This window comes from Rhodococcus sp. AD45-ID (assembly GCF_003023755.1).
In the GTDB taxonomy this organism is placed as follows: domain Bacteria; phylum Actinomycetota; class Actinomycetes; order Mycobacteriales; family Mycobacteriaceae; genus Rhodococcus_F; species Rhodococcus_F globerula.
Genome location: NZ_PYHL01000002.1, coordinates 789,449 through 813,542, shown reverse-complemented (window position 1 = coordinate 813,542; position 24,094 = coordinate 789,449). Strand labels below are relative to the sequence as shown.

Below are 24,094 nucleotides of genomic sequence, written 5' to 3'. Positions count from 1 at the left end.
GTCGCACTGAAAGATCAGCGCGACCCGCATTTTTCGGCTTTCGAGCTAGCGCGGCCCACGCAGTCGAAGGTGCACCATCAGCCGGAAGCGCACGTTCGGATCATCGAGATCCAGTGCCGCCATACTCTTCACCTTACTGAGACGGTACCGAAATGTGTTGGGATGCACATGCAATGACGCTGCCGCGTCACCGACATCACCGAAGGCGTTGAGCCACGCATCGAGAGTGTCGACAAACGAGGTCGCATGAGCAGCGTCGTGACTGGCGATTGCCTCGATCGGCCCGAGGTCCGAAAACCCTTCGGCAGCGACCTCCGACGCGATCTCCAACAGAATGGCATCAACGTGGACACTGCTGAAGGTGGCGACACTGCCGGACGCTCGTCCCGCCAACAACACTTCGAGTGCGTGCTCGGCATCGCGCTTCGATCGGCTCAACTGAGCCGGTCTGGTCACGACCCGACCGATCCCGATAATCGTATCGCCGGACGCTCCGGTGCGGTCCAGGAAATCCGAGGCCACACGAGACGCCTGCAACTCGGCTTCTGCCGGGGAGTGCCCGCGAACGGACAGCACCGCGTAGCCGGTTCCGTTGACCAGGGCAGCCGCCGACTGCGAGTGAACGGCACCGAGGTGCATCGCCAGAGCATCAGTCAATCGCACGATATGGGCGGCGTCATCCGGCTTCGATGACCCCTCGAAAGACCTTCGGCCCAAAGCCATTACGAGAGTAGGACCAGTGCCGAGGCCGAGCCGATTCATCGCGTCGACAGCACCGGCCCCTCCGTCGAGTAGAGTCGCGATCAGGTCTGCGCGCAGTCGACGCTCGGCGTCGGCGCCGCCGCGCAACCGCAACATCTGCAAAGCGATCATCCCTGCCGAATCGAGCAACGCGCGCGTTCGGTCTTCCGACAACGGCGCGACCAGTGCCACCCACATGGAGCCGAGGAACTCGTCGCCGGCCCGAATGGACACTGCGATACGTCCCATTTTGGTACCGAGGGTCTCCGCCGGCACCCACACCGGATCGTCGCTTCGATAGAGCCGGTCGAATACCCCTGCCTCTTCGAGCACTCGAATGTACTGGTCAGGGACCTGCCGTTCCAGAACGGTCGCGATACGCGGACCGTCACCTTCCTCCTGACGACCGGAGAACGCTATGACCCGTGAGCTTCTGTCTTCGATCGTGATCGGCGCGTCCAGGAGTGCGCTGACCGCGTTGGCAAACGCAAACAGATCCCCAGCCGGGCCACCTCCGCGAGAATGTATGTGGCCGACTTCGTTACGAGCTTCCAGCACCGAATGCAGCAGGCTTGTCAACTGAACCCACGAGACTCCTCTGGCCAGCGCCAACACGACAACACCCGTGGATTCGATGGTCTCCCGGTCCACAGAGCTCAGGTCGGAGCTGACACGCGCGACCACCACCGCTACACCACGCTCGGCCAGATCGACGACGGATTCCGCGATACGTTCACCGCCACTGATCCCGACGAGCAATACCATCGAGTCCGAGGTCGACGGCGAATCGTCTTCGGGATCGTGAATGACGACGGACGCAACCTCGTCCATCGACTGCGGATCACCGACAACCGCGTTCAGCACCGTGGTTCCCACGTCTTCGAGAAGCCGCACCAAACTGATGCGAGGTCGCACGGTGCCCACGTCCATCACTCCTTCGTCCTGTGAACGAAGTGTGTCATACGGTCCGACGCCGATACCTGAGCCTCCCGCAACGCCTGGGCCTCCCGGAACACCTGGGCCTCCCAGACCCTTCACGAAGCAACCTCCACTGTCGCCTTGACGAATTCTGATCCCGGCGCACGATCCAGCACGTACTTCCCGCTCCGGGTGACGGCAACTACCACCCCGTTCTCGGCGAGCACGCCACCGAGAGCGTCGCGGACAGCCAATCGCCAATCGTTCGCCACCGTCGGGTCCGAATTACGCAGTGCATACACGTCATTCGGCGTAGCCACGGTGACAAATCGATTCTCGGTCGCTTTCATCACGGGCAGACCGGCTTCCGAGACGGACAGCAGTTCGCTCGTTCCCAAGGACTCTGGAGTCGGAACCTCGCCGGCACCGGAGACGACATCCGAGACCTTGCTACTGCCGATTTCCCAGTCGATCAGCAACCTGTCGCTGTCGGCACCGCCGTTGAGACCGTCGTTCATCGGCGCGTAGAAACGCGGCAGATACTGGATCGGGAGCGCACCGAGTTTCGAGACGTTGAAGTAGGCATTGCGCGCGACGAGGGGATCGAAAGTCCACCGCACGTGGAGAATCCCCCGTTCCAGCGCCCACGCCCGCTGGAACAGTTTCAATGCAAGGCCAATATGACCGTTCTGGACAGTCGGGAGGATCCCCGTGATGTGAGAATGCAACGAACGGTGCTGCGGTTCCTCGAAGAATGCGACCGACGCACCGATCAGGTCTCCACCACGAAAAGCGCCGGCTACGTAATTACCGGAGTGCGCGAGTGCCTGCATCATGTCCCGGTGCACGGGCGGATTTCCGCTCTCCGGCTGCCATACCTTCTCGAACAGGTCGAAAACCTGTTCCAACTTGGCATGCCCGGTAACGGTTTCGATAGTCACACGCGCAAGCACAGCGGCATGTTCGGCTTGGCTGATATTCGGCGATGTCATCGTCACAGTCCTCCCTCCAGGACTCGAGTCACCAAACCGGCCAACAACGCGGCGCGCGGGATCATCTGATCTATCTCTACGTGTTCGTTTGCCGCGTGGGCGCCACCGCCGACGGCACCGAGGCCGTCCAACGTGGGGGTTCCGACTGCAGCGGTGAAGTTTCCGTCCGAGGCACCGCCGACCGCGCAGTCGCGCAACATCCCCAGCCCGTTCTCGCTACTGATCTGATGGGCGAGGAAGTACAGCTTCTCCGACGACGCGGCCTCGAGGGGACCCCGGTTGGGTCCTCCGGTCACCGAGATCCGGCTTTCGGCCAGTACTGGCACCAGCTCGCGAACCGAACGATCGATGCGTTCCTGTTCCTTCGCGGACCACATCCGAACGTCGCACCACAGTTGCGCTTGCGCTGCAACAGTATTGGTGGTGGTGCCACCACTGATGACCGACGGGACCACTGACGTTCCCACCGCCGGATCCGCGAGTTCCGCCACGGCCAGAATCTGATGCGCGAGTTCCACGACAGCGTTCACACCCCGCTCGGGTTCCAGGCCTGCGTGCGCAGCGCGTCCCTCGATAGTGATGCAGTAGAGCGACATGCCCTTTCGCGCTGTCTTCACCGCGCCGTCGGCGGCGGCTTCGAGGACCAGCACCGCCTCGACCTGGCGCGCGTGCTCCTCGATCAGGGCGCGCGAAGTCGGGGAGCCGATTTCTTCGTCGGAGTTGAGGAGCACGACTACGCCGTCGAGCGACGGGAGAGATGCGAGCGCATGAAAAAGCTGAACGATGCCGGCCTTCATGTCGAAGACTCCGGGTCCGGTGGCGATGTTGTCGGTGACGGACCAGGGCAGTTCGGTGAGTGTCCCGAGCGGCCACACGGTATCGAAATGCCCGAGGAGCATCACCTTCGGCTCCGGGCCGAATACCCACCGCAAGTGCTGCCGTCCGTCGATACGGATGCGTTCCGGCGCACTTCCGAGATGGCGTTCCCCGATCTCGGCAACCACATCCGCACAGGCGTCGACCGCCGCGAGATCTGAACTGGGTGACTCGGCGATCACCAAAGCGGCCAAGTCCGCCACCATTGTCTTCTTGTCCACTCTCAGGTACTCCTGTCACCGACGTCGACTACTCCCGTCAAGCTTGGCCGAACCGACTACTGCAGGTCTTGTCCAGGACTACTGTCCTTCCGACTCGAATTCGTCGTACGCCACCAATTGCTTCCCCGACGGGACATCGGCGAATCAGGTTCGATTGGCAACCGTCACAATCGGCTTGACCCCGACTGCGGCCAATCGTGAGTTGACAGTGATCAATCCGAGTATGTCGTCGACACTGCCCAGAGTGTGCGCGATGGTACGGTCTGCGATCCTCCTCGAACCGGGAACAGCCTCCGCAAGCTCGGCAGCCGTAGTCGTGGGGTGAACGATCTCGAGCGTCCATTCATCCTGGAGCGCTACGGGTTTCAGCGTGTCGGCCTTGCGCACCGCACGTTCCGCTCCTGCCCTGATGTGCTCGCACGCGAGCGACGGAGGCAGCGAGTTTGCAGCCGACCATCCATGCGCCTTCTTCACCTCTACGGTCTCTGTCGTCGGCGACGCTGCGTCCACCAGGGCGCAGATGATGTCGTCGCCGGTTACCAGACCTACCGGAACACCTTGCGTCGCCGCGTACAGAGTGTTGACATCGGTCTCGGACACCGACTTACCGTCGAGTCGAACGTCGGCGAACAGACTCGAGAAAGTATGCGCCAGGACGCCGGGCCCACCCGCAGGCGCGTGATAGCCGACAAAAAGTGCAACGTCGTGATCCGACGTCAGACCCTCGGCCATGCACTGCAACTTCGGAGACCCGAAAATCACCCGAGCTCGAGGATCCAGATCAGCATGAAGCAGGTTGTCCATCGTTCCATGGCTGTCATTGACCAGGACGCTCGTCGCGCCACCGTCGAACGCACCGGCAATCGCAGCATTCGTCTCTGCGGTCATGAGCGCCTGCGCCCGCAGATACCCGCCACCGCCGCGAACCGTCTGATCGAGCGTCGCGATACCCGCGATACCTTCCATGTCCACCGAAATATAGACGTGCATCCGTGCCCTCCATCGAATCTGTTCCCGCCGTGTTGGTCGTTACACCTCACCTTCACATTCGTGCGTGTCAGATTCTTGTTCCGCCGAACGGTGAGCACACCTCAATTTGGGACGTTCACACCAGAATCCGGCACTGCACCCGTGAAACCATCGGGACACTATCGACCGACGACAGGAGTGCAACGCTTATGCAGGTCCACGACATCGTGTTCACCGGCGGCCGCGTGGTCGATCCGGCATCGGGCACCGACGAGGTTCGCAACATCGCGATCACCGACGGCACGGTTTCGGCTTGGGGCCACGACGCGATCGAAGCCCTCCGGACCATCGATGTGACAGGTCAGGTGATCTGCCCCGGATTCATCGACATGCACAGCCACGGACAGGAAATCGCCGAGCAACGGCTGCAGGCGATGGACGGCGTCACGACGGCCCTCGAACTGGAGGCCGGCGTCATACCCGTCGCGAAGGCATACGCGCGAGCGGCTTCCGAAGGACGCCCGATCAACTACGGGTACGCAACATCGTGGGCACACGCCCGCATGATCGAGCTCGCCGGCGCCGATCCCGACGGTGACATCCGAACACTTCTGCATCACCTGGGTGCGCCGAGCTGGCAGGGCGAGCCGACGTCGGCGCAGCGCGCACACATTCTCGAACTCATCGACAGTGACCTCGCCGCAGGAGCTCTCGGGATCGGAGTCGTGGTCGGATACGCCCCGAAGTCCGACCCCGCGGAATACCTGGAGGTCGCGGCACTCGCTGCCCGGGCGGGTGTGCCTACCTATACTCATGCGCGTCCGCTCATTTCGATGGATCCGTCGAGCCCGGTGGACGGTGCCGTCGAAATCGCCCGTGCTGCAGCCGAAACCGGCGCACATATGCACTACTGCCATGTCAACAGCACCTCCGGTGCGCACGTCGACCAAGCTCTGGCGGTGGTGGCGCGCGTTCAGGAAGCCGGCTCACGTGTCACCACCGAGGCGTATCCGTACGGTTCCGGGTCGACGGCAGTCGGAGCGGCCTTTCTCGATCCGGACAGGCTGCATCTGATGAATCTGACGACGCAATCACTCACCTTCGTTCCCACCGGGGAACGCATCGAGAACCGCAAGCAGTTGGAGCACCTCCGTGCCACCGATCCCGGCGCCTTGGTTCTCGTCGAGTTCCTCGACGAGACCGACGACCCCACACGCGAGATCCTCGAACGGGCAATGACTTTCGATCGAGCCGCAATCGCCAGCGACGCTATGCCGCTGACCTGGCCGAGGCGCACCCCGGCCGATGCACTGCAGTGGCCACTGCCCCCGACTGCACTCGGCCATCCTCGCGGCGCCGGTACCTATGCACGCGCAATCCGCACGCTGTATCGCGAGCGTCAACTACTGTCGCTGTCGGACATCATCGCTCGCTGCTCGTTGATCCCAGCCCAGATTTTGGAGGAGTCAGTTCCCGCAATGTCGTCCAAGGGGCGGATCAGCCCAGGCAGCGACGCCGACATCGTCGTTTTCGACCCCGATAGAATTACCGACAACGCCACGTACGTCGACGGTACTCGGCCTTCCAGTGGAATCAGCCGGGTACTGGTCGGCGGAGTACCCGTCGTCGAGGGAGGAATCCTCGTCGAGGATGCACTGCCAGGTCGACCAATTCGCCGCTCGTGACCGGACAAGCTCTGACAGAAAGTCTTTTACTCATGAACATCGCCGATACGACCGACCACACGAACCCACCGATCGGCTGGCAGCACAAAGCCTTCGGAACCGACCTCAACGGTCTGCGCAGTTCCGACCTCGAAGCGTTGGGGATCTCCGCTCTCGACGGCGACCTCCCACTCCCGGTGATGACACTCGATCGGGAGGCGATCTCACACAATGTCGACCTCATGGCAAAGTTCTGCGCCGACCACGATGTCGACCTGGCACCTCATGCCAAGACCACGATGAGTCCGGAATTGGTTCGTCGACAACTCGACGCCGGAGCGTGGGGAATGACCGCGGCGACGGTCGCGCAGGCCCGCATTCTCCGCGAGTTCGGCGTGGACACCATCATCATCGCGAGCCAAGTACTCGACCCGGCGGGCATTCGATGGATCTGTGATGTGCAGCAAACAGATCCCGGGTTCTTCGTCGCTACCCTGGTCGACTCGATCGAGAGCGTCCAACTCATGGAGAGCTTGATCGCGAAAGTCTCACCGAGCAGCAGAATCCGAGTACTCGTCGAACTCGGCTACGACAACGGTCGCGCCGGGGCACGCACACTCGACCAGGCACTCGACGTCGCCCGCGCAGCGTCACAGACCCAGTCACTCGTCCTCACCGGAGTCGAGGGGTTCGAGGGCATGATGCCGGGCGCGTCAGTGGCTGCCCGCCGAATCTCTGTCGATTCGTATCTCAGATCCGCGCGAGTATTCACAGAAATCTGCGTGGCGGAGAACCTGTTCGAGAACAACTCGACACAAGCCCCGCTCCCCCTGGTCACCTTCGGCGGCAGCGCATTTCACGATCTGGTAGTCCGCGAGTTGGCCGGCCGTTGGGCAACAGGTAACGGTGTGCGCGTCGTACTGCGCAGTGGTTGCTACATCACTCACGATCACGGCCTCTACGCCGATACCTCGCCATGGGCCGATGGTCCGCGGACTTTGCGGGCAGCTGCCGAGGTCTGGGGCGTTGTGCTCTCCCTACCTGAGCCGGGCCGGGCGATCCTCGGCTTCGGTCGTCGCGACGTGGGTTCCGACGCAGGCTTTCCCACAGTACTGTGGCGACGCCGAGAGGGCTCCAATCAGTCGGCTCGGGAACTGTCCATCTCTGCACTCAACGATCAGCACGCTTACGTCGATCTGCCGGGAAATTTCGACGTGCGTGTCGGTGATCTCCTGGGCTGCGGAATCTCGCACCCGTGCACAACTTTCGACAAGTGGTCACTGATTCCCGAGGTAGATGCACGTTATCGCGTCGTAGGGTCAGTCCACACGTTCTTCTGAAAACCCGAGAAAGGCGTCCCCGCGGGGACGCCTTTCTGGTTCAGTCTTCGTCGTCCTCGTCGAAATCTGCGACGCCACGCTTCCAGTAACCCGTTATCAGGTAGTCGCCTTTGTCCAACTTCAAGTTGTCGCGAACGAACCTGCGAAGCGGCTTGAGGCTCGTGGCTTCCCCGGAGATCCAGGCGTAGATACGCTCATCTTCAGCAACGGTGACAGTTCGCACTGCCTGCTCGAGCAGATCGGAATGTCCGGCCGGAACGTCACCGCGGTGCAGCCACCGGACCTCGACACCCTCCGGGACCGTCAACTCGATTTCCTGTGAAGCATCGGTAATTTCGATGAACGCCCACCCGGATGCAGCTTCCGGCAGCATCTCGAGCCACCGGGCGATCGCGGGCAGCGCCGTGATGTCGCCGGCGAGGAGGTACCTGTCGTACGTCCACGGCACGATGACGCCACCGGGCGGACCTGCCACATGGATCCGGGTACCCGGCGTCACGGCCTGGGCCCAATCGGAGGCGAAGCCACCTTCGTGCAGGGCGAAGTCGATGTCCAATTCCGCCAGATCCGGGTCGTACCGACGGACGGTGTATTCACGCGAGATCGGAAGTGGTCTCGGCCATTTCAGCATTGTCCCATCACGCTCGGGCAGGCGAAGTGTTCCGTCCTCATTCGGGTAGACCAGCCGCACATGTTCATCCGGAGCGTGCGACTCGAACCCTTCGAGTTCGGGTCCACCCAACGTCAACCGCAACAACCCTGATCCGACCATGGTGCTACGAACAACTTCGAGTTCACGAATGCCGATGGGGTACGGCACTTTTGCGCCGCTGGTTCCCGCCAGCACGTCGGCAATGGTCGCGAGATGGTCTCCTCGATTCATGAACTACCTTCCTTTTCCCGCGCAGCAGTGGCCACGGGCACCGCATTTTCTGGGTGAGAGTCTGGGCGATCGAGCACGATTACCTCTGAAGTTACCCGCCGCACCGAACCCAGTGTTGCGAGGAGTATCAGTCCCAACGTCAGGCCTGCAATACCCAGGGCCAGCAGTGCAGTTCCCGGTTCGAGCCACTGGCCGAGGAATCCCGCTGCCATGGACCCGATCGCCGTACCTGTGACGGCCTGCACCATCCACAGACTCGACACTCGTCCACGCAATTCGTCCGGCGTGTTCTGTTGCAGGACGGCGAATCGCAAGATGTCGTTGAGGGCTCGTCCGAGTCCGAATCCGGCAAGGCCGAGGAAGGCGAGGAATACAGCCCCCGAAGCCCCGAGAATCACCAAACCGAGCGGCATGAGCGCGACCGATATCAACATAGCCGCGCCGTTGCGGTGAACGCGCCCAGTCCATCCGCTGGTCAGCGAACCGATCACCGCGCCCACTGCCGGTGCCGCGTACAGCAGACCCAGCATCGTTGGGCCACCGCCGAGTACGTCGTCGACAAAGGCCGGAAGCAGGACCATCGGACCACTGACAAACATGACCAGTAATCCGCTGATCAGGATTCCGCGGATCACGGTATGGGTACCCGCGAACTTCACTCCGGTCACGAGAGCGCGGACGGGGCTTTCGTGGTTGGTGCCGGGCGCCGGCGCCGGTCCGACAGCTTGGAAGAGAGTAACCGTGCCCGCCGTGGCCGCGGCGGCCACGAAGTACGTCACAGGAATACCGCCGGAGGCGATGATCACTCCAGCAATCGCCGGTGAGATCATCGTCCCGACATCGGTGGTCAACGCCACCAGTGCGCCGGCTGCCGCCATCTTCTCGCGGGGCAGCAGCGTCGGCATCAAAGCCATCAGGGCCGAGCTACTGACGCCGCCGGCCAAGCCGTCGATCGCCGCTGCGACATAGATGACCCACATGGACGGATGCGGAAGCAGAGCGTTGCACCCGAGGATCACAAATCCGAGACCCGCAGCGCTGCGGGCAAGTTGGATAGTGCGTCGCCGATCGTATCGATCCGCGAGCACCCCACCGAACAGGCTGCCGACGAACATGGCGACGGCCATCGCCGTGGACACTCCGGCAACCTGCAAGGTCGACTTGGTGAGCTGGTACGTCTGCGCGGGAACGGCTACGACAAGTAGTCCGATCCCGAGCAGCGAGATCATTCGCGCGGAGAACGCGTACCGGAAGGGACGGCTGGTCCGCAATGGTGATACATCGATGACCAGCCCACCGAGTCGGGTCATGCGAAGGTCTGACCGATCAGGTCGAGGGTCGCCATTGCGCCGTCGTAGTCAGGACGGTAGCTGGTGGCGGGAAGCTCGAACGTCGTTCCGGCTTTGAAGGAAGGAAGCTGCGAGTACAGCGGATCGGTGGCAAGTTCTGCCATCGGGCGTCCGGATACCGGAATGACAAATGCGACAGGGGCGTCGGCAACCTGCGAGAGCATTTCCGGGCTGACCTCGAACGAGTCACCCGAGCCGAAGAGCTGCGGGTTTCCGGCCTTGGTCATGACGTCGTCGGCCTTGAATCCGAGTTCTGCAAGCATTGCGGGCAGAGCGGCAGTCGGCGGCACGAGGTACGGCTTGTTGTTCGCGAGCGAGAGGATGTAGACGACGTTGCCCTCGGGAACGGTGATCTTGCCCTTTACCTCTTTGACCTTGGCGTCGTATGCATCCATCAGAGCCGGAACCTGGTCGGAGCGTCCGGCTGCGTCGGCGACGATCTCGAGCTGCTTGTCCCATGCGGCAACGGTGCGCGGCACGAGGACGGTCGGCGCAATTGCTGTGAGCTGGTCGTAGAGCTCCTCAGCCTGCACCGAGGTGACACCCTGTCCGCCACCGATGATCAGGTCGGGCGCAGCTGCGGCGACGGCTTCGATGTTGAGCTGCTCACCGGCGGGCAGTTCCTTGGTGCCCTGGGCCTTTGCATCCGCTGCCCAAGCCGGCGGGAAGCCGCCGTCGAGGTTCGTCACACCCAAAACGCGTGTGTCGGTTGCGACTACGGGTGCGTCGAGTGCATAGAGGTAACCGGCGAGGCCACCGCTGAGCACCACGATCCGTTCTGCCGACGCCGGTACGGTGACAGAACCCTTCTCGGTTTCGATCACACGCGTCGTAGGTTCGTCTGCCTTTGCAGGCTCGTCCGAGGACGCGCTGCTGCAACCGATCATCGCAACGAGTGCAACGATCAACAGACCCGCAATCGCGACGAATCGTCGCCAACTTCGAATCGCGAGGGGCGGTGTGGACTTCATCATTCAACTCCCATTGTGTTTCCAACTGTGTGGTTTGTGGGCTGCGACAGATGACTGTCGAGCAGTGGCGCAATTGCCGCCCAACCGGCTGGGGTCACCAATCCGGCGTGGTCGAACGGTAGGTGGTGGACTGAAAGTTCCTGGTCCCCCCGGATTGTGCGCCAGCGATCGGCCAGCACTTCCCCGGACACACCCGTGTCAGCGGTGATCAGAGTAACCGACCCGGCGTAATTCGGGTCCACCGATCCCGACGCCAGTGAACGAGTGGCATCAAATCCGGTTCGCACCAACTCGACCAGGGCGGGTGCCTGCGCAAGGAGTTCCGGCGGGAGTGCCGCTGCCAAGTCCTGTTCGGTGCTGCGGTCTTCCCGGTTCTCAGCGGACCGGGTTCCGAGCGGGTGGGTGTCGATCAGACCGGTGAACCCTACCGCGTGTCCCGCCTCCGCCAACTGCGCAGCCATCGCGTGAACGACGTTGCCACCGAACGAGTATCCGAGAAGGTGATAGGGACCGTCCGGTTGCACGCCGCGAATCGTCTCGACGTACATCGATGCCAGTTGATCCACGTTCGTAGCTTCGAGGGTGTCGCCCGCGAGCGTCGGCAACTGCAGGCCCAACACCGGACGATCAGCCTCGAGCACCCCGGTCAGCGGTGCGAAAGGCCACGCGAATCCGCCCGCCGGGTGAACACAGAACAACGGTTCGGCGGCGCCTTCCGACCGTAGCGACACCAGGTGATCACGGCTGAGGTCCACGTCAAGGGGGCTTGCGATATGAGCAGCAAGTTCGGCAACGCTCGGGCGAGCCATCAACGTTCCCACGCCCACTCCGACGCCGAGTTCGTGTTCTACTTCGCCCACTAAACGCATGGCACGCAACGAGTCTCCACCGAGGTCGAAGAAGCTCTCTTCCGGATCGACGGTGTCGACACCGAGAACATGCGCGAAGACCTGGCACAGTTGCCTTTCGGTCTCGGTGCGAGGCGCGCGCGCCGCTGCCCGGGTCGGCGGCGCGGGCAAGGCCGCTCGATCCAGCTTTCCGTTGGGTGTCAGCGGAATCGAAGCGACGGTGACGATATCCGACGGAACCAGGTGCGCCGGTACACGTTCCCGCATGACCGCCCTGAGGTCTCCCGGTGCACAACCCGTTTCGGGAATCACGTAGCCGATCAGCCGTGGCGCTGAACCGTTGTCACGCCGAACGGTCGCCGCGGCGCGAAGCACTCCGGGGCACGCTGCCAGTGCAGATTCCACTTCTCCCAGCTCGATCCGGATTCCTCGGATCTTCACCTGATGGTCTGCGCGTCCGAGGTATTCGAGTTCGCCGTCGCGCCGTCGACGCACCACGTCACCGGTCCGGTACATGCGCCCGCCGACGCTGAAAGGGTCGGCGACAAATACCGACGACGTCAGAGCGGTCCGATCGAGGTAGCCCATCGCTGTTCCGTCACCGGACATGTACAACTCCCCCGCCGCCCCTAGCGGGACTTCGCGCAGGCCTGAATCAAGCACCCGCGCCGACGCATTGAGGATCGGCCGCCCCAAGCACGGAGTGTCACTTGCCCGAACTGGCGAGCCCATCGCATTGATCGTGAACTCGGTGGGGCCGTACAGGTCGTAGCCGTCGACGCCGTCCTGATCACGCAACCGCGACCACAATTCCGCGGGAACCGCTTCGCCGCCGAGCATGACCAGCGCCGGAGTGTGATCACCGTCGAGAAGTCCGGCCGCCATCAATTCCCGTGCATACGAGGGCGTCACGTTCACCACATCGATGCCGACGGACTGGTAGTGCTTGACCAACGACACCGGATCCAGCCGCGCCTGCTCGTCGATCACATGAACCTCATGACCGGCGAGGAGCCAGAACAGTTCTTCCCACGACATGTCGAAGGAGAAGGACACCGTGTGCGCGATACGCAATCGTCGCCCGGCAGCGCTGTTTTCGGTCGGCGTGAAGATTTCGGCCTTGTGGTTGTGGTACATCGTGGTCAGGCCGCGGTGGCCCACCACGACGCCCTTTGGTTTGCCCGTGCTGCCCGACGTGTAGATCACGTAGGCAGGCTGATCCGCCGATGTCGGACCGCCTACCGCTGCATCGGCAACAGTGGGTGTCTCGGCGCGGCCGTCAAGAATGTCAACGATGCTCGGCAGGTCGATGACAATGCTTGTCCGACCCTCGGCAGCGACGAGATCGTGTTGATCGGCGGTGGTGATCACCACGGCCGCATTGCTGTCTTCGATCAACTCCCGCAGCCTGGCGGCGGGATGCGCCAGATCCAACGGAAGGTAGGCAGCTCCGGCTCGCATGACGGCAAAGATCGCCACCACGTGATCCGCTGTCCGCGGAAGTGCAAGCGCAACAACGCCGGACGGCCCAGCGCCGGACGACGCAAGTATTCGCGCCAACCGATCAACTCGCGTATTCATCTGCGCAGCGCTCAACGTGACATCGCCGAATACGAGTGCGGTGTCGTCCGGTGTCGCCAACGCTCGTTCTCGCAGCAACGCGTCGACGCTGCCGCCAGGCTCTCCGGGAAGGGGCATCGTGACGTGCTGCGACACGAACTCGGTGGGCGTCTGGGCGCGCGGAACCGCCGTGTCGGCCACTGTCGCCGCCTCGGAACGCGCCATCAGTTCGAGGATGGCTTCGGTACGAGCCAGAACGTCGTGCGCCACATCGCCCGGAACCAGATCCGGCCGGTTCTCGAGAACAAGCGCCATCGACGCGTCACCCACACCGGGATCAACATCGAGTGTCAGCGCGTAGTGGGTGCCGTCCACCGCGTCGAATCCGACGATTCCACTGCGCCCGAACGTGTCCTGGCGTGCCTGTTCGTCGCGAGGGGTATTACGGAAAACGTAGAGCGTGTCGAACAGTGCGGCAAATCCGGCCGCGCGCTGAACGTCGCCGAGACCCACATGGTGATGTTCGAGGAGTGAACCCTGCTCGCGGAACAACCGTCCGAGGAGGTCGGAGATCCGCTCCCCGGGGCGAACATTCATGCGCACCGGAATCGTGTTGAGCGCCAGACCCACCATGCGGTCCGCGCCGTCCACCTCAGGCGTACGTCCGGACACCGTCGAACCGAAGACCACGTCGTCACGACCGGTCACTGCTCGCAGAGCCAGTCCCCAGGCCGCGGAGACAACCGTAGACAGGGTCACACCGGTCCTGCGCGCAAGGTCCCGTACGTCACTACTGATGCTCTGTTCCAACACAACTCGCGTGAACACCGGAAGAGGCGCACTACCGCCGGAACCGGTGCCACCGACAAGCGTCGGCTGTTCGAGGTCTGCCAGATAGTTCTTCCACGACGAAAGAGCTTCCGGGCGATCTGCCTCGGCGATCCAGCGCAGGTGATCACGGAAATCCGCCGGGGTTTCCAACGCCGAGTCGAGGTGGACGGGATCTGTGCCGTTCGAACGAGCATATTCGTACAGCGCAAACAGTTCCGCGTACATCAGCGTCTGCGACCAACCGTCGGTCAGCAAGTGATGCTGGGTGAATACGAGATGCGCGCCGCCGCCCGGCAACCACGCCAGAACCATTCGGATCAGCGGTGGAGCGCTCAGATCGAAGACGGTGGCGAACTCTTCTTCGTCGAGTGCCTGTACTGCACCCTCGATCTCGCCGACCGGAGTAGTGCTCAGGTCAACTTCCCGGAAAGGCATGCGGGCTGCCAGCGGAACAAACTGAACCGGAGCGTCGAACCCGGCGTGAGTGAAGCCGGCACGCAGGTTCGGGTAGCGGCGCAGAAGTGCATCACCCGCCGCACGCAGCGCAGAAATGTCCACATCGGCCTCCGCCGAGAACGTGAATTTCGGCTGCATGTGGTAGACGTCAGTGCCGCCGGCACCGTCGAGTACCGATTGGAAGTACATGCCTTCCTGCAACGGGCCGAGAGGCAACACATCCCGCCAACCCGGACTGAGAATGTCGAGACGTATCCGCCGATCGGAGTCGACGGTCACCAAGGGGTGCCGCAACCGATCCGGCGCCGTTTCGGGAAGTGCCTTGCGGTCGACTTTTCCGTTGAGCGTCAACGGAAGCGCATCCAGCACCGTCAGTGTCTGCGGCACCATGTGTTCGGGAAGCAGCAGCGCAACTTCCTTGCGAACCAAAGCCGAATCGAGGCCGGTACCGACTTCAGCCACCACGTATCCGTGCAGAGTACCGATGCCTGCCGCATCTACTCGGACGGTGGCCGCCGCACGAGATACACCGCTCACCGCGCAGAGCGCGCCCTCGACCTCACCGAGTTCGATACGGAACCCGCGGACCTTCACCTGATCGTCCGCACGTCGCAAGAAATGCAACAAACCGTTCCTGCGTCGAACCAGATCACCCGTGCGGTACAGGCGGGCGCCCGGCACACTCGGATCCGCCACAAACCTGGTGACCGTCAGATCGGGTCGGTTCAAGTATCCGCGTACCACCTGCGAACCGCCCAGGTACAGCTCGCCTGCAACACCTTCCGGAACGTTCCGCAGATCGTCGTCGAGTACCCGAACGTGGACGTCGGTCCACGGCCACCCGATCGTGACCCGATCACCGCGATCGAGTACCGCCGATGTCGCCCACACTGTCGCTTCCGTTGGTCCGTACACGTTGCGCACCGAGGGGCAGAATGTCACCAGATCATCGGCCAGGTCTTGCGGAAGTGCTTCTCCACCCACCAACGCTCGAACCTGGAGAAGGCGGTGCGCATTCTCGTGTTCCGTGACAACTCGCCACAGCGACGGAGTTGCCTGCATGACGGTGGCACGGCTTTGCGTGATCAACTCGAGCAGGGCATCCGGATCACGGACCGTCCCCCGATCGGCGAGCACAACGGTGGCACCGGCAGCCAGCGGACACAACAATTCCAGCGCGGCGATATCGAACGACACCGTCGTCACCGCAACAATGCGATCGCCTGGCCTGATCCACTGATCGCCGATCACAGTCTCGGCGAACGCCGCGAGATTGGCAGTGCTGACCATCACTCCCTTGGGTCGACCCGTCGAACCCGAGGTGTGGATGACGTAGGCAAGGTGCTCACCGGCCGGTCGCGGTTCTGCAAGAACAACATCGGAACTCGTCCGTGCTGCGTCCACGAGCACCACCGCGGGCACAGTCGAGGGAAGTTGCCCTGCCACATCGGAACTCGTCAGAACACAAACAGGTGCCGCGTCCTCGATCATGAATTCGAGCCGCTCGGCCGGATAATCGACATCGAGTGGCAGGTACACCGCGCCGACGCGCAGAACAGCCAGCAGTGCTGCGACCAGATCCACGGATCGGTCGAGGGCAACGGCAACAACCTGCTCCGGCCCGGCACCGGCGGCAACAAGTTCGCGCGCCAATTCGTCTACCCGGCGCGATAATTGGAGGTAGGTGAGCGTCGACTCGCCGGAGACCAGCGCGATGACGTCAGGTGCTGCGACGACATTCCGCTCGAACAGGATCGATATTCCCGCTGGAGCGTCAACTCGCCGCGGTGGGTCGTTATGCGGACGAGCCACCGTCGGCAGCAATTCGGGAACGGGAAGGTCCCCGTGCCGGGCGCCGCGCTCGAGTACCGAGATCACGGTGTCGAGGAGGGCGTCCGCGGTGGATCCGTCGTACACCTCGGCATTGACGGTCAGGTGAATCTCGGAACCAGCGCGCACAAACTCGAGATCGACGACTGCGTCGGCACGCCCCACGCGAGCGGCACACAGACTTGCCCGAGAACGATCCAGTAGGTTCGCGAGTCGATCGAGACTCACGTCGGAATGCAAACCGGCGCCGGACATGGCGTTCTCGACCCGGTCCACGACCTGGGTAAAGGTCGGTCGGCCGCTCAGATCGACCCGGATGATCGACTCCGCTTCGGCGTCGACCAATCCGACCGCTATGTCGCGGCCGGCACCGAAGGTACTCAGCGCGGCGGCAACTGCAGCGAGCAGCATCGAATCCCGGTCGACGGTTTCGCCCAGCTGCCGAATGTACGTGTGGGCACGGTACGCCGGGGACGGAGTTCGATCGTAGGGAAGATCCACGTCGAGCGGCAGACCGCCGAGCACCTGAACCCAGTACTTTTCGTCGTCAGGATTTCCCGGCTCGGCGCCGCCGCGCGGCGCCTCGCTCTGATCCCCGACACCATCCACGGGCGCTGCCACGGTCGAGTCCAGCTCGAGCGCAACGAACTTCATGTTGTCAATCCGCGCGACGCCGGCCAGCCCCAACGGGGTCGGCGTATCGAACACATCCGAAACCGATACGCGTAAGCCCAGCTTGCGCAGGCTTCCCACCAAACGCATAGCGGTCAGCGAATGACCGCCGAGGGCAAAGAAGTTATCAGCCGGGTTCACTACGGGAAGGTCCAACACCGTTGCAGCGCAACGGCACAGTGCGTCCACGACGACAGGATCTACTGCGCCAGGCGCTGCCACATCCGACTTGATCGGCGCCGGGGAACGTCTGCGCATCGAAACGCGCTTCACGACGTCGAGGAGGTCCCCCGCGGGCAACGACGGCGAATGAACAACACCGCCCAGAATCTCACCCAATCGCGTCACCACCCGCGCAGCGGTGTCTGCGGGAATGGCAACAGGATCGTGGTAGAGCACAAGATCGAGGCCCAGGCTCGGCGGTGCCATCAGCGTCATCGGGTAGTGCGTGACACCACGGTTCGTGAAGCTACTGACGCGCAGCTCGTGCGAGCTGGGCTGGCCGGCTCCGGAATTCGGGAAATTCTCGAAAACGAGAAGTGTGTCGAACAGTTGCCCGATTCCCGCGACTCGCTCGATCTCCGCGAGGCTGGCGTGCTCGACGTCCTGCATATCGAATTGTGCGTTCTGCAAACCGGCAAACTGTTCGAGTAGAGGCACGTCGGCAGCGATGTCGAACCGCACTGGAATCGTGTTGCTGAACAATCCGACCATAGCTTCCACACCGGAAAGATCGGCGGGACGACCGGAGACTGTCGCTCCGAAAACAACGTCCCACTGCCCGGTCAGCTCGGCAAGGACTGCAGCCCAGGCCCCTTGGACCAGTGTGTTGACAGTCAAACCGCGGGCGCGTCCGAGTTCGATCAGCGCCGAGGCGTCCGTGTCCGACAGCGGTACCGGAACCTGCACCGGCACGCCTCGTTCCGACTGTCCGTCAGCAACGAGCGTCGGAGTGGTCAGCCCACGCAGACGCTTGCTCCACGCTGCCCGTTGCGCATCCTCGTCGCGGTCGGCGATCCACGCCAGGTAGTCACCGTACGGAGTCGGCGCCGGCAGACCGGCGTCACCGTCGTGGTAAACGTTCATCAATTCACGCAGGACGATGGGCGTGGACCAGCCGTCGGTGAGCAGGTGATGCGCATTGAGGATCAGCCGATGGACATCACCGGGGAGACGAATCAGTAGGGCGCGCAACAACGGCGGCATTCCGACGTCGAAGATGTGCTCGGCAGCCTCGTCCTCCAGGCGCTGCGCCGAACGCAGTGCTGCCGCCTTCGGTACCGCCGTCAGATCGACCGAGCGCCAAGCGACCTTGGCCGAACGCGGAATCGCCTGTACCGGTCGATCGAACTGTTCGTAGTGGAACGCTGCGCGCAGGTTCGGATGCCGGTCGATGACCGTCTCGAATGCGTCGGCCAGTCGTGCGTCGTCCAGCGGTCCGGTGAGATCAAAACGAGCAGTGAGAGTGTAGACGTCCGCAACGCCATCTCGAACGGCGTGGAACAGCAACCCTTCCTGCAACGGGGACAACGGAAGAAGACCGGCGAGCGGGCCGTGAACCGACTCCAGTTCATTGATGCCGTCCTGATCGACCCAATGAGCCGAGCAGTCGGAGGGGGTCAACCCGCCGGCACACAGCGCTGCATGCGCGGTGAGCGCCGCTAGAGCTTGGTCCCAATGTCCTTGCAGTTCATCGACGATCGCGGCGTCCAGCACCCGGCCCGCTGCCGTCCACTCGACAGCCAATTGGGGGTCACAATCTTCGCGAACAAACGCATTGAGCGCCAACACTTCCGACATCGCCTTGGATGCCGGTTCAATCACGGAGAACGCGTCATGCTCGGGTAGCCTCCACCCGGTTCCCGGCAACGACGGGAAGCGTCCCAGATAGTTGAGCAGAAGTTCAGGCTCAACGACGTCGGAGAATTCCGGCGCCGCAACAGGATCGAGGTAGCGAAGTACCCCGTAGCCGACGCCCCCGCCCGGCACAGCGCGCTTCGCCTCCTTGACGCTACGCAGCAGAGCTCCGGCCGCCGCGCCACCGCTCAGTGCGTCGGTCAGTGCGTCGCGGCTCGAAATCGCGCCGGTGGGCACCGATACCGGGAACTCGCTGGTGAACCAGCCGACCGTTCCGGCGAAGTCGGTGTCTTCGGTCAGCGGATCACGACCGTGTCCTTCGACGGTCACCGTCTGCGTGTGACCCAATTCGTGCCCACGACTGTTCTGCCACGAACGCAACGCCAACATCAACGCTGCCAGCAATACCTCGTCTACCCGCGCTCGGTACGCCGCAGGAAGCGTGGCCAGAACCGCTTCGGTCACTGCTGCCGACGCTACGGTTGTGGTGCGGGCCGCGGTACTCACGGTGTCCGTCGTTGGGTCGAGTCGACGAGCGCCGATCGGAGCAGCGCTCCCACTGCCGATTGCCGTGATGCCGGCGGCGGTCTTCCAGTAGTCGAGTTCGGATCGCAGTGTGCCCGAAGCCCCGAACTCCGCGAGCACGCCCGCGTGCCGACGCCACGAACTACCTGAGACACCCAGCGTGGCGGATCGACGTTCGCGCGCAGCATCGGTTGCCTCGTGCAGATCGGGAAGCAGAATCCGCCAGGAAACGCCGTCGACGATCAAGTGGTGCGCAATGACGATCAACTGATCCGGGTGACCGGTTGGGGTTCGCAGCAACACGACGCGCAGGAGATTGCCTGCACGCGGATCGAGTTGCGCCGCAGCTTCTTCGGCGGTGCGCTGGATCAGTTCAGTGTCAGCACTTCCCGCGATCTCACTCACGAGCCCCTCTGCGCGCACGGCACCCGAGTCACGAACGATCAATTCGGTGGCGGCGCCGCCAGTTCCCCGTCGCAGTAGAAGTCGCAGTGCATCGTGGCGATCGAGGATCGTCTGGACCCCTGATCGGATGTCGTCGAACGCGACCATCTCGTCGATACGCACAGCGGTCCACTGTGCGTAACCGGCAATGGACTCGTCGGTGGGGTTCTTGTCGGTCAATGCGCGCACGATCGGTGGTGCGATCACTGAGCCGGTCGCTACGTCGACTACAGCAGCGGCGCGGTTGTCATCGTCGGCGACCTCGCGGGCCGCCGCTGCGATGGTCCCCAAATCGCGCTGCGCCAAAAGCTCTTTCGGAGCAATGAGCACTCCGCGCACACGTAGCCGACTACTGACGCTGATGGCAGTGATGCTGTCACCACCGAGACCGAAGAAGTCCTCGTCGACACCAACTCGGTCCCGTCCCAGAACCTCCGCCACCACAGCACAGAGGATCTGCTCGCGGGGTGTGGATGCGGCACGACCTTCTGATTCCAGAACCGGAGCGGGTAGCGCCGCGCGATCAAGTTTTCCGTTGACAGTCACGGGAAGTTCAGTCAAGACAACAACAACCGAAGGCACCAGGTGATCCGGCACTCGCGTCGCAAGATCACGGCGCAGTTCGTCCTGCGGCGGCAAAGTGGCACCGGCCACAGCCACGACGTAACCCACCAAACTGGGGCGTCCACCGTCGGTGCGAATGACGGCTGCGGCCGCGCCGACGCCGGGCACGGCACCCAGAATCGCTTCGACCTCATTGAGTTCGATGCGATGACCACGGATCTTGACCTGCTTGTCACCGCGGCCGATGAATTCGTATCCGCGGCCCGGCACCCAACGGGCCAGGTCGCCGGCCCGGTACATGCGGTCGCCGGGAGCACCGAAGGGGTCGGCAACAAATCGTTCAGCCGTCGCGGCTTCCCGCCCGAGGTATCCCCTGGCCAACTGAGGACCGGCCAGATAGAGCTCTCCGCGCTCGCCGTCGGCAACCGGCTTCAACGCGCTGTCGAGGAGATACGCGCGAGTTCCCGCGAGCGGGTAGCCAATTCGGGGTTCGGCGCCGTGGACGGCAGTAGCAATCGCGTCGACGGTTGCTTCCGTGGGTCCGTACAGGTTCTGGGCCGGCACGTTCGCAGCGATGATCGCATCCCAGAGCGCAGGCGGCGCGGCCTCACCGCCGACAACCAACAATGCCAGTGGGTGTGCGCCCGTCAACAATCCACTGTCGACCAGTGCCGTAGCCATCGAGGGGGTGGTGTCGACGACATCGATCCGATCGCGCGCGAACGCGGAAACCAGTGCGTCGGCGTCCTTCTGAAGCTCTTCGTCGTACACATGCACTCGATGTCCACACAGCAGCCACAGCAGCTGGTCGAGGGATGCGTCGAAGGCAAACGAGGCCGTATGAGCGGTGTGCAGTTGCCGCCCGCCCACTCGGTTCGCAGCGTCACGGTAGATCGTCGCACTGTGGTGGTGTAGCAAATGCGCGAGTCCGCCGCTTCGCACCAGAACGCCTTTGGGTGTCCCCGTCGATCCGGATGTGTAGATGACATAGGCGAGGTGGTCCGCGTGACGCGGAGCAGCCAGTTCACTCGCAGAGATAGGTAGATCGGAGTAACCCGTGAGTTCCTCGCGCAGCGTTTCGGACTCCACGACTACTGGATCCGGCCGGGAATCCCCCGAAAGTTGCTCCGCCAGTGTACCTGTGGTGAGCACAACCTTGGGCTTCGCGTCGTCTACCAGAGCCCGCAGGCGCTCTACCGGATGCTCCGGATCCAATGCCACGTACGCGGCCCCGGCTTGGAGCGTCGCGAGCAGTGCAACAACCATGTCGGCTGTGCGCGGTAATGCGATCCCGACTATGTCGTCAGGTCCGACGCTCCGGGCTCGCAACGCGCGCGCCAGTCGGTAGACGCGAGCGCCCAGCTCGCCGCCGGTCAGAGAATCGTCGCCGCACACCAGGACAATGGCCTCTAACTGTTGGGCGACAACACGATCGAACACATCTGCAACCTGCTCGATCCGGCCGGCGCTCGGCGCGCTCTCACGGTCGACCAGAATCCGGTCGGCCTCGGCGACGGAGAGTACGTCCACCTGCCCGACAGCCGGATCGTCCTCCCCGACCATCGCGTCGATGATGCTGACAAATCCCGCGAGGCGTCGTTCCACGGATTCACGAGTGTTGGTGCGGGCGTCCACCTCGAACCCGAGGAGCACCTCACCGTCGGCAATGGGTGTAACAGTCAAGCCGAGGTCTTCCGGCGGACCGCCTGCAACGTTGCGCAGCACGCCCACAGCACCTGCGAAGTCCAATGCGAAGTCGAATGCCTTGAGATTGATACCGATTCCGTGAAGCAACGCACCGCTGCCGGCCACCGCGAGATCGCGGGCCAGGTTCTCGCCGCGGTAACGCTGATGAGCACGCATGCTCTTCATCGACGCCGCGACCTGCTTGCTGAGGTCGCCGAGTCGATCACCGCTGCGGACCGTCAGACGCAGTGGCAGCACATTGACAGCCATCGCGGGAGTCCGGAGCGCCGTGCGACCGACCCGAGCCATCAGCGGCATCGCGATGACAACGTCCGACTCACCCAGCAGGCGATGCAAGAATGCTCCGTAGCAGGCAATAAGACCTTCGGCCCAGGTCGTACCCGTTGTGGCCGCCACTGCCTTGAGCTTGGCCAGGGTGTCGGCCGACATCACACTGCGGACCGCAACGGTTCGCTCGGCGGGCCCGGCAACCTGCTTGCCTCGACCGTCCAACGGCGGCAACGGGGTAAGAGCGTCACGCCAGTAGTCGCGGTCTTCGGCAAACTGCTCACCGCCGCGGTACTCCTCGTCCTCGGCAATCAGCTGCTCGATCGAGCCGAATCGTGTTGGTGCTACCTCACTTCCGCGCGCGAGCGCGGTGTAATGGTCGGCCACGCGGCGCGAGATCATTGCCGCGCTGTATCCGTCGACGATCAGGTGGTGATAGAGCTGGATGCACCAGACTTCGCGATCGGTGAGCCTGATCAGCGAGTACGTGTACAGCGGGCGTTCCACCATCGCCCGGCAGTACTCCGACGCCCGGCCTCGTTCGGCGTCGACGAGGGCGTGCGCAACCGCAACCGGGTCACGCTCCGCCCGCAGGTCGACTATCGGGATGTCACCGACGGGAGCGTCGGAAATGATCTGTCGAGGTCCGTCAGGCGTCTCGATCATGTGCAGCCGCATGGTCTCGGCCTCGCCGATCGTCGCCCGGATGGCATCTGCCAGAAGTGCGGTATCGATCGCGTCGTCGCCGACAATCTCGAGCACCTCGCCGACGAGATAACTCCGCGATTCCGGATCAAGTCTCTGCGCGTTCCAGATTCCGAGCTGAGCTCCTGTCAGTGCAAGCAAATTCTCGCTTGCCTCGATGGAGTTCGAACCTGGAAAAACGCTCACACTGATCCTTTCGCCGCGGACGTGCCACGCAAGGGTGGCCTAACCTCATTTTGGGCAGCCTAAACTAAATATGCGGCAAAGTGGAAGACTCACTCAGGGCAATTTTCGCAACCGCCGCCAAGTCGACGCTTTCCGACAATTACCGCAGGTGAAATACCGAATCTTATTGAAAGAACAACTACTTCATTTCCGACAACACCGCTGCTGTATCAAAATGTGGGATCGAACCCGAAACGGAATGCGTCAGCCCATCACGGTGGCAGCGACGGTTCCGCCCAATTCGTAGCACTGCTCACGAACGTTTTTGTCCACGGGCACAATCACTTCGAGCGGCTCGGCCACCGGAACCAAACCGAGACCGGCTGCAAGTGCCCGCACCGACGACACAGCACCGGCAGTGTCATTGTTTCCGTGCACCCATAACCCATATGGACGCTCGGACACCGCACCCAAGCATTGGTAATAGGTAGTGTCGAAAAAGTACTTCAATGCCCCGGACATATAGCCGAAGTTCGCGGTGGTTCCGAATATATATCCGTCAGCACCGAGTACGTCGGGCACGGTCGCTGCCAATGCCGGGACAGCAATAATTTCGACGCCCTCGATCTCCGGATCATGCGCGCCTGCCAGCACGGCATCAAGCAATTCATGCGTAGCGGGCGAGGGCGAATGGTGAACCACCAACAAAGTCTTCACGTCCACGAGAATACGACGCGCT

11 protein-coding genes are annotated in these 24,094 nt (G+C 63.0%); 2 read left to right on the top strand and 9 right to left on the bottom strand.

Annotation, left to right across the window (positions count from 1 at the left end):
* Positions 1 to 45 precede the first annotated feature (45 nt).
* The 4 genes from C7T36_RS19930 to C7T36_RS19915 all read right to left on the bottom strand — a co-directional run bounded on the left by C7T36_RS19930 (position 46) and on the right by C7T36_RS19915 (position 4,738).
* Positions 46 to 1,779, bottom strand: a complete 1,734-nt coding sequence (locus tag C7T36_RS19930; RefSeq protein WP_239654715.1) for a CdaR family transcriptional regulator — start codon at positions 1,777 to 1,779, stop codon at positions 46 to 48.
* A complete protein-coding gene (locus C7T36_RS19925; RefSeq protein ID WP_045067332.1) occupies positions 1,776 to 2,651 on the bottom strand; it encodes a GNAT family N-acetyltransferase in 876 nt (291 codons plus the stop codon). The genes C7T36_RS19930 and C7T36_RS19925 overlap by 4 nt, the downstream gene beginning before the upstream one ends.
* 2 nt (positions 2,652 to 2,653) lie before the next feature.
* Positions 2,654 to 3,748, bottom strand: coding sequence for a M20 family metallopeptidase (locus C7T36_RS19920; protein WP_052683512.1), 1,095 nt, complete (start codon positions 3,746 to 3,748; stop codon positions 2,654 to 2,656).
* Positions 3,749 to 3,892: 144 nt separating this feature from the next.
* Positions 3,893 to 4,738: a M55 family metallopeptidase gene (locus C7T36_RS19915; RefSeq protein WP_045067331.1), complete on the bottom strand. Its 846-nt coding sequence runs from the start codon at positions 4,736 to 4,738 to the stop codon at positions 3,893 to 3,895.
* A gap of 188 nt (positions 4,739 to 4,926) precedes the next feature.
* On the opposite strand from C7T36_RS19915, the gene C7T36_RS19910 reads away from it, so the two are divergent.
* Together C7T36_RS19910 and C7T36_RS19905 are read left to right on the top strand one after the other, a co-directional pair.
* The gene (locus C7T36_RS19910) at positions 4,927 to 6,402 is read left to right on the top strand and encodes an amidohydrolase family protein (RefSeq protein ID WP_045067949.1); all 1,476 of its coding nucleotides are present in this window, start codon (positions 4,927 to 4,929) and stop codon (positions 6,400 to 6,402) included.
* Between the two features lie 32 nt (positions 6,403 to 6,434).
* A complete protein-coding gene (locus tag C7T36_RS19905; protein ID WP_045067329.1) occupies positions 6,435 to 7,721 on the top strand; it encodes an alanine racemase in 1,287 nt (428 codons plus the stop codon).
* A gap of 40 nt (positions 7,722 to 7,761) precedes the next feature.
* Here the strand turns inward: C7T36_RS19905 and C7T36_RS19900 are convergent, their stop codons facing one another.
* The 5 genes from C7T36_RS19900 to C7T36_RS19880 form a co-directional block, all read right to left on the bottom strand.
* Entirely contained in the window at positions 7,762 to 8,604 is an 843-nt protein-coding gene (locus tag C7T36_RS19900; protein ID WP_033234871.1) for a siderophore-interacting protein, read from the bottom strand.
* Positions 8,601 to 9,914 (bottom strand): enterobactin transporter EntS, encoded by a 1,314-nt coding sequence (gene entS / locus C7T36_RS19895; protein ID WP_045067327.1) that lies wholly within the window; start codon positions 9,912 to 9,914, stop codon positions 8,601 to 8,603. Before entS ends, C7T36_RS19900 begins: the two co-directional genes overlap by 4 nt.
* Positions 9,911 to 10,924: a Fe2+-enterobactin ABC transporter substrate-binding protein gene (locus C7T36_RS19890; RefSeq protein WP_033235010.1), complete on the bottom strand. Its 1,014-nt coding sequence runs from the start codon at positions 10,922 to 10,924 to the stop codon at positions 9,911 to 9,913. The genes entS and C7T36_RS19890 overlap by 4 nt, the downstream gene beginning before the upstream one ends.
* Positions 10,924 to 23,376: a non-ribosomal peptide synthetase gene (locus tag C7T36_RS19885; protein ID WP_045067326.1), complete on the bottom strand. Its 12,453-nt coding sequence runs from the start codon at positions 23,374 to 23,376 to the stop codon at positions 10,924 to 10,926. Before C7T36_RS19885 ends, C7T36_RS19890 begins: the two co-directional genes overlap by 1 nt.
* Before the next feature lie 243 nt (positions 23,377 to 23,619).
* Positions 23,620 to 24,072, bottom strand: a complete 453-nt coding sequence (locus C7T36_RS19880) for a flavodoxin family protein (protein WP_045067948.1) — start codon at positions 24,070 to 24,072, stop codon at positions 23,620 to 23,622.
* Positions 24,073 to 24,094: the final 22 nt, after the last annotated feature.

What these genes read in the sequence shown, in the direction of transcription:
- C7T36_RS19890 (WP_033235010.1), bottom strand. Translation starts at nt 10,924, where the DNA reads ATGAAGTCCACACCGCCCCTCGCGATTCGAAGTTGGCGACGATTCGTC.
- C7T36_RS19925 (WP_045067332.1), bottom strand. Translation starts at nt 2,651, where the DNA reads ATGACATCGCCGAATATCAGCCAAGCCGAACATGCCGCTGTGCTTGCG.
- C7T36_RS19900 (WP_033234871.1), bottom strand. Translation starts at nt 8,604, where the DNA reads ATGAATCGAGGAGACCATCTCGCGACCATTGCCGACGTGCTGGCGGGA.
- entS (WP_045067327.1), bottom strand. Translation starts at nt 9,914, where the DNA reads ATGACCCGACTCGGTGGGCTGGTCATCGATGTATCACCATTGCGGACC.
- C7T36_RS19910 (WP_045067949.1), top strand. Translation starts at nt 4,927, where the DNA reads ATGCAGGTCCACGACATCGTGTTCACCGGCGGCCGCGTGGTCGATCCG.
- C7T36_RS19905 (WP_045067329.1), top strand. Translation starts at nt 6,435, where the DNA reads ATGAACATCGCCGATACGACCGACCACACGAACCCACCGATCGGCTGG.
- C7T36_RS19915 (WP_045067331.1), bottom strand. Translation starts at nt 4,738, where the DNA reads ATGCACGTCTATATTTCGGTGGACATGGAAGGTATCGCGGGTATCGCG.